The 13,523-nt window shown below is 31.0% G+C and carries 14 protein-coding genes; all 14 read left to right on the top strand.

The window, feature by feature from the left end; all coding sequences use genetic code 11:
* The first annotated feature begins 99 nt into the window (after positions 1-99).
* From ACOTVC_RS03815 to ACOTVC_RS03750, 14 genes are read left to right on the top strand one after another with little or no spacing between them, the layout of a single operon-like run.
* Complete coding sequence (locus tag ACOTVC_RS03815) at positions 100-519, top strand: NAD(P)H-quinone oxidoreductase subunit 3 (RefSeq protein WP_039629108.1); 420 nt, start codon at positions 100-102, stop codon at positions 517-519.
* Positions 498-995 carry a NuoB/complex I 20 kDa subunit family protein gene (locus ACOTVC_RS03810; RefSeq protein ID WP_039619352.1) on the top strand — a complete coding sequence of 166 codons (498 nt, stop codon included), beginning with the start codon at positions 498-500 and terminating at the stop codon, positions 993-995. Before ACOTVC_RS03815 ends, ACOTVC_RS03810 begins: the two co-directional genes overlap by 22 nt.
* Positions 995-1,786 carry an NADH-quinone oxidoreductase subunit C gene (locus tag ACOTVC_RS03805; RefSeq protein ID WP_039629104.1) on the top strand — a complete coding sequence of 264 codons (792 nt, stop codon included), beginning with the start codon at positions 995-997 and terminating at the stop codon, positions 1,784-1,786. The genes ACOTVC_RS03810 and ACOTVC_RS03805 overlap by 1 nt, the downstream gene beginning before the upstream one ends.
* 1 nt (position 1,787) lies before the next feature.
* On the top strand, positions 1,788-3,014 hold the full coding sequence (nuoD, locus tag ACOTVC_RS03800; RefSeq protein ID WP_257905868.1) for an NADH dehydrogenase (quinone) subunit D: 1,227 nt from the start codon (positions 1,788-1,790) through the stop codon (positions 3,012-3,014).
* A complete protein-coding gene (locus tag ACOTVC_RS03795; RefSeq protein ID WP_039619346.1) occupies positions 3,011-3,238 on the top strand; it encodes an NADH-ubiquinone oxidoreductase subunit E family protein in 228 nt (75 codons plus the stop codon). The genes nuoD and ACOTVC_RS03795 overlap by 4 nt, the downstream gene beginning before the upstream one ends.
* Positions 3,235-3,951, top strand: a complete 717-nt coding sequence (locus tag ACOTVC_RS03790) for a hypothetical protein (RefSeq protein WP_214115945.1) — start codon at positions 3,235-3,237, stop codon at positions 3,949-3,951. The genes ACOTVC_RS03795 and ACOTVC_RS03790 overlap by 4 nt, the downstream gene beginning before the upstream one ends.
* Positions 3,948-6,401 (top strand): NADH-quinone oxidoreductase subunit G, encoded by a 2,454-nt coding sequence (locus ACOTVC_RS03785; protein ID WP_214115947.1) that lies wholly within the window; start codon positions 3,948-3,950, stop codon positions 6,399-6,401. Before ACOTVC_RS03790 ends, ACOTVC_RS03785 begins: the two co-directional genes overlap by 4 nt.
* The gene (nuoH, locus tag ACOTVC_RS03780; RefSeq protein WP_039619340.1) at positions 6,398-7,396 is read left to right on the top strand and encodes an NADH-quinone oxidoreductase subunit NuoH; all 999 of its coding nucleotides are present in this window, start codon (positions 6,398-6,400) and stop codon (positions 7,394-7,396) included. Before ACOTVC_RS03785 ends, nuoH begins: the two co-directional genes overlap by 4 nt.
* A gap of 8 nt (positions 7,397-7,404) precedes the next feature.
* A complete protein-coding gene (gene nuoI / locus ACOTVC_RS03775; protein WP_039629100.1) occupies positions 7,405-8,037 on the top strand; it encodes an NADH-quinone oxidoreductase subunit NuoI in 633 nt (210 codons plus the stop codon).
* Positions 8,030-8,536: an NADH-quinone oxidoreductase subunit J gene (locus ACOTVC_RS03770; protein ID WP_214115948.1), complete on the top strand. Its 507-nt coding sequence runs from the start codon at positions 8,030-8,032 to the stop codon at positions 8,534-8,536. Before nuoI ends, ACOTVC_RS03770 begins: the two co-directional genes overlap by 8 nt.
* The gene (nuoK, locus tag ACOTVC_RS03765; RefSeq protein WP_039619690.1) at positions 8,536-8,832 is read left to right on the top strand and encodes an NADH-quinone oxidoreductase subunit NuoK; all 297 of its coding nucleotides are present in this window, start codon (positions 8,536-8,538) and stop codon (positions 8,830-8,832) included. The genes ACOTVC_RS03770 and nuoK overlap by 1 nt, the downstream gene beginning before the upstream one ends.
* Before the next feature lies 1 nt (position 8,833).
* A complete protein-coding gene (nuoL, locus tag ACOTVC_RS03760; protein ID WP_421627744.1) occupies positions 8,834-10,636 on the top strand; it encodes an NADH-quinone oxidoreductase subunit L in 1,803 nt (600 codons plus the stop codon).
* Position 10,637: 1 nt separating this feature from the next.
* Positions 10,638-12,107, top strand: a complete 1,470-nt coding sequence (locus ACOTVC_RS03755) for a complex I subunit 4 family protein (RefSeq protein WP_214099225.1) — start codon at positions 10,638-10,640, stop codon at positions 12,105-12,107.
* Entirely contained in the window at positions 12,107-13,504 is a 1,398-nt protein-coding gene (locus ACOTVC_RS03750; RefSeq protein WP_214099226.1) for an NADH-quinone oxidoreductase subunit N, read from the top strand. Before ACOTVC_RS03755 ends, ACOTVC_RS03750 begins: the two co-directional genes overlap by 1 nt.
* The last annotated feature ends 19 nt before the right edge of the window (positions 13,505-13,523 follow it).

Below are 13,523 nucleotides of genomic sequence, written 5' to 3'. Positions count from 1 at the left end.
TTTTGAAATATCATAAAATTTATTTTTTTGATAATAAGTTTTTATATAGCTAAGTTAAAGTAAAATAAATTTTAATTATGCTTGAATAAAAGGTTTATTATGACGCACGCAACTATAGAGCATCAATACTTTGGCATCTTTGCAATGCTTGTTATTGCAAGTGTTATATTTTTTACTTTGGTGTATATTTCTTCTAAAATAGGCTCCAAACTCGCCTCTCATAATAGAAAAAAACTCGGACTTGGAATTTATGAATGTGGGCCTATGGCTTCTAAGCAAGCAAATAAAATCAATTCTCAATTTTTTGTTTTTGCTTTGATTTTTATTTTGCTTGATATTGAAGTTGTGTTTTTATTTCCATGGGCGGTGATTTTTAAAGATTTAACCGCAGAGCTTTCAAAATACGGCTTATCTTTATTTGCCTTAGTGGAAGTATTTGTTTTTATTTTATTGCTTGCAATAGGTTTTTTATACGCTTATAAAAAAGGAGCATTCGCATGGCAGAGTATCAAAAAATGAGCAATGCGCCAGTTGTTTTAACTACGGTTGATAAGTTAGTGCAATGGGGTAGGAGTAATTCTTTATGGGCGCTATCTTATGGGCTTGCTTGTTGTGCTATTGAAATGATGGCAGCAGGTGGTGCAAGATATGATTTTGATAGATTTGGAACGATTTTTAGAGCAAGTCCAAGACAATCTGAAGTAATGATTATAGCGGGTACTTTAAGCAAAAAACACGCTGAATTTACAAGAAGACTTTATGATCAAATGCCTGATCCTAAATGGGTTATTTCTATGGGTTCTTGTGCAAATACTGGTGGTATGTTTAATACCTATTCTACTGTTCAAGGGGTAGATAGAATCATTCCTGTTGATATTTATGTACCAGGTTGCGCCCCACGCCCTGAAACTTTTCAATTTGCTTTGATGATTTTACAAAAAAGAATTCGTAAAGAAAAAGCAAGTAGAAAAATAGCTCCAAAAAGGCTTATATGATGAGAAAATATAGCGATAAGAAAAATGCTCAGCTAAAAAATTATTATGAAGATAGATTTTACCATGCACCTGCAACTAAAAAACTAAGCACAGAGAGTAGTGTTTTTGAGAGTGATCATCAAATCTTAAACCAAGAATTTGAGTTAAAAAATTCTTTTATAGAGCTTGATTTTTGGGTGATTGAGATAAACAAAGATGATAATGTTGCTATTCTTAGCAAGCTTAAAAATTTAGGTTATAGTTGTTTTACTGATGCAAGTGCGATTGATTTTGTTGCTCAAAAACAAGGTTTTGAAGTATATTATCAGCTTTTAAATATGGAGAAAAATTTAAGAGTGAGAGTAAAGACTTTCGTTGGTTTAAAAGAAAAACTTCAAAGTGTTATGAGTGTTTTTAAGGGTGCTAATTGGTGTGAGAGAGAAATATATGATATGTTTGGAATTTTCATTATCAATCATCCGAATTTAAAAAGACTTTTAATGCCTGATGATTGGTATGGACATCCTTTTTTAAAAAGCTATCCTTTGCATGGTGATGAATTTGCTAAATGGTATGAGATAGATAAAATTTTTGGAAAAGAATACCGCGAGGTAGTAGGCGAGGAAAATAGAGATCCAGGTTTTGTAGATGAAAAAGACACGCTAAACTTTAGCAGAATTTATCATGAGGTTGGTAAAGGCGAAGCCCCAAGAGAAGATAAATATCTACAAGAATATCAAGAAGAAGGTGGTGTGCCTTTTGTGAAAAAAGCCAAAAGAACGCAAGTAAAAATTTTAGATAAGAGAAGATAAAATGCAAATTTCTACTAAATTAAAACCTTATTATGAAAATATAAGCTTTGAGCGTGAAGATGGTACTATGATAGTAAATCTTGGTCCCCAACATCCAAGTGCTCATGGGAATTTACGCCTTATTTTAGAACTTGATGGAGAAGAAATCACCAAGGCTGCTCCTTGTATAGGCTATATGCATCGTGGTATGGAAAAAATGGCTGAAAATATGATCTATCAAGAGTTTATCCCGACTACTGATAGAATGGATTATATCGCAGCTAGTGCAAATAATTATGCCTATATAGCTGCTGTAGAAAAACTTTGTGGTTTGGAAATTCCGCGCAGGGCAAGTGTGATAAGGATGATTTTGCTTGAGTTAAACCGCATTGCTTCGCATTTGTTATGGCTTGCCACACATGCTCTTGATATTGGTGCGATGACAGTATTTTTATACTGCTTTAGAGAGCGTGAATATGTGCTTGATCTAATAGAAAAATATTGTGGGGCAAGACTTACACATTCATCTATGAGAATAGGCGGGGTAATGCTTGATTTACCTGAAGGTTTTTTAGATGAACTTTTAGCATTTTGCAATAAATTTCCAAATGATATAAAAGATTATGAAGCCTTGCTTGATGATAATAGAATTTGGCGTGCAAGAACTGAAAATGTAGGAGTGGTAAGCAAAGAACAAGCGCTAAGTTGGGGTTGTAGCGGGGTTATGCTAAGAGGAAGTGGGATTGCTTATGATGTTAGAAAAGAAGAGCCTTATTTGCTTTATGATGAGGTAGATTTTGGCGTACCTGTGGCCAAAATGGGTGATTCTTATGCAAGATATAAGGTTTATATGCAAGAATTTAGAGAAAGTTTGAAAATTTTAGTTCAATGTGCTAAGCTCTATCAAGATACTCCACCTGAAATTTTATGCAATCATCCTGAGTATGTAAGTGCTTCAAAAGAGCAAATCATGACACAAAATTATTCACTTATGCAACATTTTGTCCTAGTAACCCAAGGCTTAAAGCCACCAAAAGGCGAGGTGTATGTGCCAACTGAAAGTCCAAAAGGCGAACTTGGGTTTTTTATTCACTCAGATGGTAGCGGTAGGCCATATAGATTAAGAGCTAGAACCCCAAGTTTTTTTCACTGTGCGTTTTTAGAAGAAATGCTTGTTGGATCATATTTGGCTGATGCGGTGGCAATTTTAGGAAGTATTAATATAGTTTTAGGTGAGATAGACCGATGAGACGCGTGGATTTAAGAAAAAGTCAAGATTTGTTTAAGGATTTAGAACAAATCATTCAAAAAGCCTATATGGGTGAAGTTTTAGTGGTTTTGTTTGAAATAGGAGATTTTTCTAATGTAGAAAAAAGTTTTGCTTTCATAAAAGAGCAAAATTGTGAACTTTTAAATTCTTTAAAATTTAATCAAGTAGATTGGACTATAGTTTTTAAAAAGGTAGGACAATGAAATTAGCAAAATATCAAGAAGGCTTAAATGCTTTGTGTTTTGTGGATTTACTTTCTTTAAAAAATCCTTCACTTTGTGCTAAGCTTAACAAAAGTAAAAATTACAATATTTCCTGTATAGAAGATAAAATTTTAAAAGCAAGCTTTTATAAATGTGAGATTGCAAGTGTGTCTTTCGTGCTTGCATTACTTTGTAAGATGAGTTTAGAGGCTGAATTTAACGAGCTTGATGAGGGTTATTTAAGTGCTGAATCTTGCTTCGGCGAAGAAGAAGCTTTAGAGATTTTGGAGTTTTTAAAAGAAGCAAAGTGTATTATTTTTGATGAAAATTTATACCAACATAAAGACTTTGAAAATATTAAGTATTTTTTAGAAAAACTTTGTCATAAATTTAATCTTTTGCTAATTTGCTCTAATGAAAATGAAGAAAATTTGTCAATACAAAATTCTTTTAGTGCACTTTTAGAACTTGATAATTTTGATGGAACTATCATCATGCAAGCACCTTTAGGGGATAAAAATTTGCATTGTTCTCCATCTTTTGCTTTGATTGCTAAGGTTAAAGATGAGGATAAAATTAATTTAAAAATAAACACTCAAGAATTTACAACTATAATAAAAATCAATCATGATTTAAAAGGCACAGTGGCTTTGTTTGATTATGAAAGCGCTGGTTTTGCTTTTTCAAAAGCTCAAGTTAAGGTTATAAAATGAAAGTTATCATTAATGGTATAGAATGTGAGGCAAATGAGGGTGAGTATATCTTAAATGTCGCAAGAAAAAATGATATTTTCATTCCTGCAATTTGTTATTTAAATGGTTGTTCTCCAACACTTGCATGTCGTATGTGTATGGTAGAAGCTGATGGTAAAAAGGTTTATTCTTGCAATACTAAAGTTAAAGAAGGTATGGTAGTAGAGAGTGATTTGCCAAATTTATGGGATGAGCGCAATGCTATCATGCAAGCATATTGTATCAACCACCCTTTACAATGTGGGGTGTGTGATAAATCTGGCGAATGTGAGCTTCAAAACTTTACACATAAAGCAAGAGTGAATGTGCAAAATTATTGGATTAAAGATACCCATAAAGAGCATAAAAAATGGGGCGAGATTAATTATGATCCAGCTTTATGTATAGTATGTGAAAGATGTATCACAGTTTGTAAAGATAAAATAGGAGAAAGCGCTTTAAAAACTACTCCAAGAGGGGCAAATGCACCTGATGCAAGTTTTAAAGAGAGTATGAGTAAAGACGCGCTAGCTATTTGGACTAAATTTCAAAAGAGTTTAATTGCGCCAAGTAGTGGTGATATGCTTGATTGTTCTTTTTGTGGAGAATGTACAAGTGTATGCCCAACAGGAGCCTTGGTGGGTTCGGCTTTTCAATATACATCTAATGCTTGGGAATTAAAGAAAATTCCAGCTAGTAATCCACATTCTAGTGATTGTGAGTTGATGTATTATGATATTAAACAAACTAGTATTAATAATCAAAAAGAAAAAATTTATAGAGTGAGTAATGATTTTGCTTTTGCTACGCTAAATAAAGCTGCAAGATATGGTTTTAATACCCAAAATGAAGTTCAAGATAAAGATGAAAAAGCCTTTGAAAAACTAGTAAATATGATAAAAAATGATGAAATAAAAAATATTTTATTTAATAGTTTTATTACTAACGAAGAAGCTTTAATCTTGCAAAATTTAAGTAAAAAATTTAATCTTAATCTTATAAATCATGAAGCTAAAAAATTCCAAGATTTTCTAGCTTGTTTTTATCAAAATGCAAATGCAATGTATAATGCAAATACAGATGATATCACTCAAAGTGATTTTTTAATCATCGTAGGTTCATTTTTACGCTATGATGCGCCAACGCTAGGATATAAAGTTAATAATGCTTTAGTGATGAATAAAGGCGCAGGGCTATATTTTCACCCTATAAAAGATAAAGGTGTGGATAAATATTCTAAAAATTTCTTGCAGATTAATCATGATATTAAAGATAATGAAAATATTTTATTGTTTATCTTGCAAAAATTTGCTAAAGAGTTTCCACAAGAATTCAAAAATACATTAGAAAATGCGTATTATCAAGGCACTAAAGAAATAGAAGAAACTATTAATGAAGAAGTTATTGAAAAGATAGAAAAGCAAAATGAAAATGGCAAAACTATTATAGAAGAAGTTAAAAAGCTTGTGCCTAAAAAAATTAAAAAAAGCATAGAGGTGCAAAGATCAAATTATGCGAAAAATCTTGGCATAGATGAGGATATTTTAGAAACTTTATTAGTTAAAAAGCAAAAATTTACACTTATTATAGGAAGTGATTTTTACTATGATGAGCAAAGTGCAAAGCTAGCAAAACTTTGTGCTTTGGTGCAAAAATATACCGATTTTAAAGTCTTTTTAAATCCAACTTGCACTAATACTTTAGGTGTGAGTTTGATTTGTGATTTAAGTCAAGATTTTCAAGCGGGAAAAACACTAGGTTATAATGAAAAAGGTGATTTTACTTTTTCTTATGATGGGCATTTTGATCTTGCAAGTTCTAGTTTAAATCAACAAGAAGGTAGCTTTGTAAATTATGACAAAAGATTAGTTCCTACAAATGCAGCTTTAGAATTTAAAGGTTATTTTTTAAATGATTTAGCAAATGCTTTAGGTTTTGATGAAGAATTTACAATCAACTATACTAAATTTTTACCACAAAATAAAGGCTTTAGGGCAATTGATTTTGATGAGTTAGAAAATCATTATGATAATGGTGGGGTAAATCATAGAGGCTATGAGCTTGATTTTTCTCATTTTGAGTTTGAAAAAATATTAAACACCCAAGAAGTCAAAGAACAAAATGAAGGAAATTTAACCTTATATCATGCAAATCGTATTCATCAGTTTTCAAAGCTTAGCAATAGAGCTTTTAATGAGGTTGGAGCTTTATTTTTATCGCCTGATTTAATGCAAAAATTTGATTTAAATCAAGATGATAGTGTTATTTTAAAAAATGAAAAAACTCAAATTGCTATAAGTGTAAAATGTGATGAATCTTTAGAAAATGGTGCGTATTTAGGGGATTATGATAGTAAGATTGATTTTAAATCTTTGTTTAATAATACTCGATATGCAAAAGTTTGGCTTGAAAAAGCAGGAGCTAAAATATGAGTGATATTACTTTTTTTATTATAGAAACAATTATCAAATGCGTGCTTGTTATAGCTATTTTTGCTACTTTAGCAGGCTTGGCAACTTATCTTGAAAGAAAGGCTTTGGCTTTATTTCATCGTCGTTTGGGACCTGATATGGTAGGTCCTTTTGGATTGCTTCAAGTAGTTGCTGATATGATTAAGCTTTTTACTAAAGAAGATATAGTGCCAACTTATGCTCAAAAAGTGGTGTTTTTAATCGCTCCATTAATCGCAGCAATTTGTGCTTTTGTGGCAATTGCAGCTATTCCTATTTTTCCTGAATTTACTTTATTTGGTAGAGTGATTCGCCCTATTATTGCTGATATTAATGTGGCCTTACTATTTGTCATAGGCATGGGCGGGGTTAGTTTTTATGCTATTTTTTTAGGAGGCTTGGCAAGTAATAATAAATGGTCATTGTTAGGTGGGGCAAGAGGGCTTGTTTCTATTATCTCTTATGAGAGTGTTGCAGGTCTTTCTTTGGTATGTGTTGTAATGCTTGTTGGTTCTTTGTCTTTGGTAGATATTAATAATTATCAAAGTGAAGGCATACTTTCTTGGCTTATTTTTAAACAACCTTTGGCTTTTATTTTATTTGTAATAGCCATTTTTATAGAAACTAATAGAACTCCACTTTGTTTAAGTGAAAACGAAACTGAACTTGTTTCAGGCTATGGCACTGAATATAGTGGGCTTAGATGGGGTATGTTTTTTATCGGAGAATATACAGCCATGATCACCGGAGCGATTATGATATCGCTTTTGTTTTTAGGTGGATTTAATGATTTTTGGATTATACCAGGGGCTATTATGATGCTTTTGAAAGTGTCTTTTGTGTTCTTTTGGTATTTTTGGGCTAGAGGGGCTTTTCCGCAACTGCGTCCTGATCAAGTAATGAGAATGTGTTATTTGATTTTAATTCCTTTAGCGGTTTTAAATTTATTAATTAGTGCTTTAGTGCTTGTGATATAGGAAAAACAATGAAAAAAGGTTATTTTAAGGTAGATTTTGAGCGTAAAAATCCTCAAAATGCTTATGAAAAATTCATACAAGTAATCAAGCGTTCTTTAAATACAGAACTTTTTGTAGGTTTATTTGTCGTATTAAGAGAAATGTTTAAAAAGAATAATAGCGCAACGATTAAATATCCTATGGAAAAAGTTGCTTTAGATAATCGTTACCGTGCGGTACATCGTTTGATGCGTTTTATTGAAAGTGAAAATGAATGTTGTATTGGTTGTGGCTTGTGCGAAAAAATTTGCATTAGTAATTGCATAAGAATGGAAACAAGCTTAAGTGAAGATGGACGTAAAAAGGTTGAAAATTATAGTATTAATTTAGGGCGTTGTATTTATTGTGGCTTTTGTGCTGATGTTTGTCCTGAACTTGCTATTGTGCATGGCAAAGAGTATGAAAATGCAGCAGAGCAAAGATCGTATTTTGGTCAAAAGCAAGATTTTTTAACCCCTATCGATGAGCTTAAAAATCAAGTAGTATTTGAAGGAAGTGGTAGTTTAAGAAAAGATGCTGATGATTTAGTAAAGAAAACTCCAAATTATTATGAGATAGATTTACAAAGACAGCAAGATACCCCAAAGGAAGAAAATGTTTGAAACGATAGCTTTTTGTTTATTAAGTGTTTTAGTATTGGGATTTTTTTTAATTAGTGTTTTAAGTACTAGCGTGCTTTATGCTATTAGTTCTTTGGCTGCGGCTATGGTTTTTTTGAGCGGATTTTATTTTTTACTGAATGCTGAATTTATCGGGGCGATTCAAATTATCGTTTATAGTGGGGCTATTTTAGGTCTTTATAGTTTTGCTATGATGTTTTTTGATGCTTCGATAAAAGTAAAAGAAAGTTTAAAGGGTAAAAGAATATTTATTTTCGCTGTGATTTTTAGTGCAATTTTGCTAATTAGTATTATTATGAGTTATAGTTTTGGTTTAAATGAAGCTAATGAGATTTATGGTCTTGATTCAACTCAGCAAATAGGTTTTGCCTTATTTACAAAATACATGCTTGCTTTTGAATTTATGGCAATTTTACTTTTAATAGCTTTAATTTGCGCTATAGCGCTTACTCAAAAAAATATAAAAAAGGACGAGCAATGATGTTAGAAAAATACTACATTGTGGCTATTTTGATGTTTATCATTGGTCTAATAGGTATTATAAAACGCCAAAATTTAATCATGCTTTTTATTTCAAGTGAAATTTTATTAAACGCTGCTAATTTGGCTTTAGTTACAGCAGGGGCTTCTCATAAAGATATAGAAGGACAAATTTTTGCTTTGTTTGTAATGGGAGTTGCAGCTTGTGAAGTAGCTGTTGGAATAGCGCTTTGTGTTTTGTGGTATAGAAAAACAGGAACACTAGAGCTGAGTTCTTTAGCTGAAAAAGGAGAATAAAATGCAAAATTTAGCTTTAATTGCGCTTTTTTCTCCTTTGGTTTCGGCTATTATTTTAGGTATTTTTGCTTTTAGCGCTAAGAAAATTATTTTAGGTTATTTGGCTTCTTTGCTTATAGCTTTTTCAGCACTTGCTTCAATTGTTTTATTAAACAATGGAGCGCATTTTAATTTTGAACTTGGCACTTGGATCTCTTTAGTAGATGTTAGTTTTGGTTTCAAAATAGACTCTATTACTTTAATTATGATGAATGTAGTAAGTATAGTTGCTACTTTTGTGCATTTATATAGTATATTTTACATGGAGCATGATGAAGGGTTTAATCGCTATTTTAGTTATTTAGGACTTTTTGTTTTTTCTATGATGTTTTTGATTATGAGCGATAATTTCCTAGGGCTTTTCATAGGTTGGGAAGGTGTTGGACTTTGTTCATGGCTTTTGATAGGTTTTTGGTATCATAATGAAAAATACACCTTTGCTGCTAATGAAGCATTTATCATGAATAGAATTGCAGATTTAGCTTTGCTTTTAGGAATTTTCTTAATTTATATAGAGTTCAATTCTTTAAAATATGATGAATTTTTTGCACTTTTATCTTTAGGTTGCGCTAATAATGCTATTTTGATATTAATAGCAATTTTGCTTTTTATAGGTGCTATGGGTAAATCAGCACAATTTCCTTTCCACACTTGGCTTGCTGATGCCATGGCAGGACCTACGCCGGTTTCAGCACTAATCCATGCTGCAACTATGGTTACTGCAGGGGTTTATTTGGTAATTCGTGCAGGAGAGCTTTATTTACAAGTTCCTGAAGTAGGGTATTTTATTGCTATACTTGGAGCTTTTGTAGCACTTTTTGCCGCTTCTATGGCTATGGTAGCTAAAGATTTAAAAAGAATTATTGCTTATTCAACGCTTTCTCAGCTTGGTTATATGTTTGTAGCAGCAGGTCTTGGAGCTTATGCCATAGCTTTGTTTCATCTAGCAACCCATGCATTTTTTAAATCTTTACTATTCTTAGGTGCGGGTAATGTTATGCATGCGATGAATGATAAACTTGATATTAGCAAGATGGGTGGGCTTTATAAAAGTATGCGTTTTAGCGCTATTTTAATGCTTATAGGCTCTTTGGCTTTGGCAGGAATTTATCCTTTTGCAGGATTTTTCTCTAAAGATTTAATTTTAGGATTTTCTTTTATAAGTCATCACCATGGAATTTTTTTAGCGCTTTTAATAGCAGCTTTTATGACAGCTTTTTATAGTTTTAGACTTTTAATGCTTGTATTTTTTACTCCAAAAAGACATGAAGAACATCCTCACGAAGCTAGTAAGATAGCTTTGCTTGCGATGAGTCCTTTGGCTTTACTTGCTATTATTGCAGGATTTTTTGAGCATAGCTTTATGGAGTTTGTAAGTAAAAATTTAGCTTTTATTGACGGACAAAATTCTTTAGTTATGGCACTTGCAAGTGTTGCTGCGGTGCTTGGAATGCTTTTGGCTATTATAGCTTATTGGAAAAATTGGTTTAAACCATCACTTTCTAAAACAAGCATTTATAGGCTTTTGTTTAATGAATATTATATACCAAGATTTTATCATCAATTTATTGTTAGTAAATATGCTTTATTTTGTGAATTTTTAAGAAAAAGCGATAAAGAAATTTTAGATATTTTGGTAGATAGTGTTGCATTTTTCCTTAGAAGTTTTGCTAGAGTGCTTAGTGTGGGCAAGGATTATTCTTTGGTTTTAAGAATTGCAGTGTTGGCTTTTGTGTGTTTATTTTGTTTAGCGTTGGCGGTGTAGAATGCTTAGTTTATTAATGTTATTTCCATTTTTTGCAGCTTTTATAGCTTTGTTTTTACAAAAAGAAGATTTTAAAACTTTTGCTATTTTAATTAGCTTTTTGACTTTAGTTTTAAATGTTTTTTTATTGTTTAATTATCATGATGGCATAGCGTATGAGTTTAGCTTAAATTCTTTGATAGTTAATTTTCATATAGGTGTAGATGCTATAGCACTTTATTTGATGTTGCTTTGTTCTATTATGATTTTTTTATCTTTTATATGTTTAGATATTCAAGATAAAAGTGTTATTGTAAGTATATTTTTACTGCAATTTTGTATTATAGGGCTTTTTGCTTCACTAGATGCTTTATTATTTTATGTATTTTGGGAGTTTTCTCTTGTACCACTTATTTATTTAATAGGTAGATATTCAGATAATTATAAAGCAGGAATTAAATTTTTCATTTATGCATTTTGTGGTTCTATGCTTATGCTTTTAGCGATTATTTATGTAGGGTTTTTGTATTATCAAAGTTTTGGGTATTGGAGTTTTGATTTACTTGCTTGGTATAAGAGTGAATTTTTTATACCTGAGAGTGTGCAAAATTTAATTTTTATAGGATTTTTTATCGCTTTTGCAATTAAAAGCCCTTTGTTTCCTTTCCACACTTGGGCACCAAAGGTTTACGCAAAAAGCCCGACTTTAGTATCTGTAATGCTTGTAAGTTTTAAAATGGCTCCTTTTGGATTTTTAAGATTTATCTTGCCTTTAACACCTGATGCTTTAAATCATTATTATTCTTTACTTGCTATTTTATGTATAGTTGGAATTTTATATGCAGCTTTAATTGCTTTTAAAACTAAAGACTTGAAAGAGTTAATTGCTTATAGCTCAATTTCGCATTTGGGTGTGGTGATTTTGGGTATTGTGACTTTTACTTATAATGGAGTTAGTGGTTCTGTATTTTACATGTTTGCACATGGTATAGTAACAGGCGGTTTGTTTTTAGCTGCTTATATGCTTTATAAAAGATATTATACTTTTGATTTAGACTTTTATAAAAATTTAGCCAAAACAGCTCCGTTATTTAGCTTTTTCTTTGCGGTGTTGTTATTTTCATCTATTTCACTACCTTTGACTATTTCTTTTGTAGGTGAGTTTTTAATTTTACAAGGCATAGCAAGTGTGAATTTGTGGTATGCATTATTTGCAGGCGGTGTGATCATTTTAGGGGCTATTTATATGCTAAATATTTATAGAAATATGTTTTTTACCACTAATACAGAAAAAATAGAAAAGCTAGTTTTGAAAAAAGGTGAAATTTTTGTTTTAAGTGTGTTGAGCGCATTGGTAATTTATTTAGGGATAGCTCCAAGTGCTATGCTTGATGAAATTGCTTTGAATGTAAATAGTATTCTTGAAGTTATGCAAACAAGAAATATTGCAATAGAAAATCAAAAAATCATAGATAATATAAGAGGTTTTTAATGAGTGATTTTAGTTTAGAAAAATTAAATTTTGTATTATTATTTCCTGTGTTGTCATTGCTTTTTTGGGCTATTACTTTACTTTTATTGGGTGCTTTTAAAAAACTTTCTAGAAATTTTTATATAGGAGTAAGTGTTATAGCTTTGCTTAGTACTTTATGTTTTTTATTGTTTTATAATGGCTTTGTTTTAGATAATTCTCAAGCTTTTTTTGGTTTATTTGTAAGTGATAATTATGCAATTTTTACTCAAATAGTTATTTTAGTTTTTTCAATGCTTTATTTATTGATGGATAAAGATGAGCAAAAGCCAGAGTTTTTTTCTTTATTTTTGTTTATGATTGCTTCTTTGATGCTAATGGTGTCAAGTACTAATTTGATCGTAATTTTCCTAGCCTTAGAAGGTTCTTCTTTAGCTCTTTATACATTAATAGCTTTAAGAGGAACTCATAATGCTATTAGCTCTAGTATAAAGTATTTTACTTTGGCTGCGGTGGGAGCTGGGTTTTTTGTCTTTGCATGTGCTTTTGTATATTTAAAAACTAAGTCTTTAGATTTAGATAATTTGTTGCATTCTGAATATATTTCAGATCCTATTTTGCTTTGTGCTGGAGTAATGTTTTTAGTTATTGTTGGAGTAAAGCTTTCTATTGCACCTTTTCACTTTTGGTTAAAGGATGTATATTATGGAGTACATACAAATTTTATAGCATTTATATCAATTGTTCCAAAAATAGCTATGATAATAGTAGTTTTAAGAATTTTTTCTGCTTTGGGTGGTGGGGTAAAATTTGAATACATAGTAGCATTGCTAGCGATTTTTTCTATGCTTGCTGTAAGCATAGTAGCTTTAATCCAAAAAGATGTAAAAAAAATGCTTGCATATAGTTCCATCACTCATTCTTCTTTTATATTAGCAGTTATTGTTTCTAGCATGAGTGTAAGTTCTCAAGGAGATGAGACTTCTTATTTGCTTTCAATTTTTGCTTTGTTTGTGTATTGGATTTCTTTTGCTTTTGCAAATTATGGAATTTTTTTAATATTGAGTTTATTTCAAAAAAGTTCATTTGAGAGTTTTTCGGGCTTGTTTGATCAAAGACCGGTATTGTCTATAATGTTAGCTATATTTATTTTATGTATAGCAGGTATTCCGCCTTTTGGTATTTTTTGGGGTAAAATTTTAATTTTAGCTTCTATTTTAAACTCAGGCTACTATGTGCTTGTATTTGCTATAGCTTTAAGCTCTATGATTATGCTTTATGCTTATTTGAAAATTTTAATTTATGTTTTTTTCAAAAAAGCTCAAATCATAGAAAGTGCAAACTTAGATGTAAAACAAAAGATTATTTTATGCTTGTGTTTGATTGGAAGTGTTTCTTGCGTGTTTTTGCTTTTGTAAAATAATATTGCTATAATCA

Source organism: Campylobacter sp. GB48, assembly GCF_049221845.1.
GTDB lineage: Bacteria > Campylobacterota > Campylobacteria > Campylobacterales > Campylobacteraceae > Campylobacter_D > Campylobacter_D lari_C.
The sequence above is the reverse complement of the archived record's forward strand: the minus strand, read 5'-3'. Positions and strand labels throughout refer to the sequence as shown.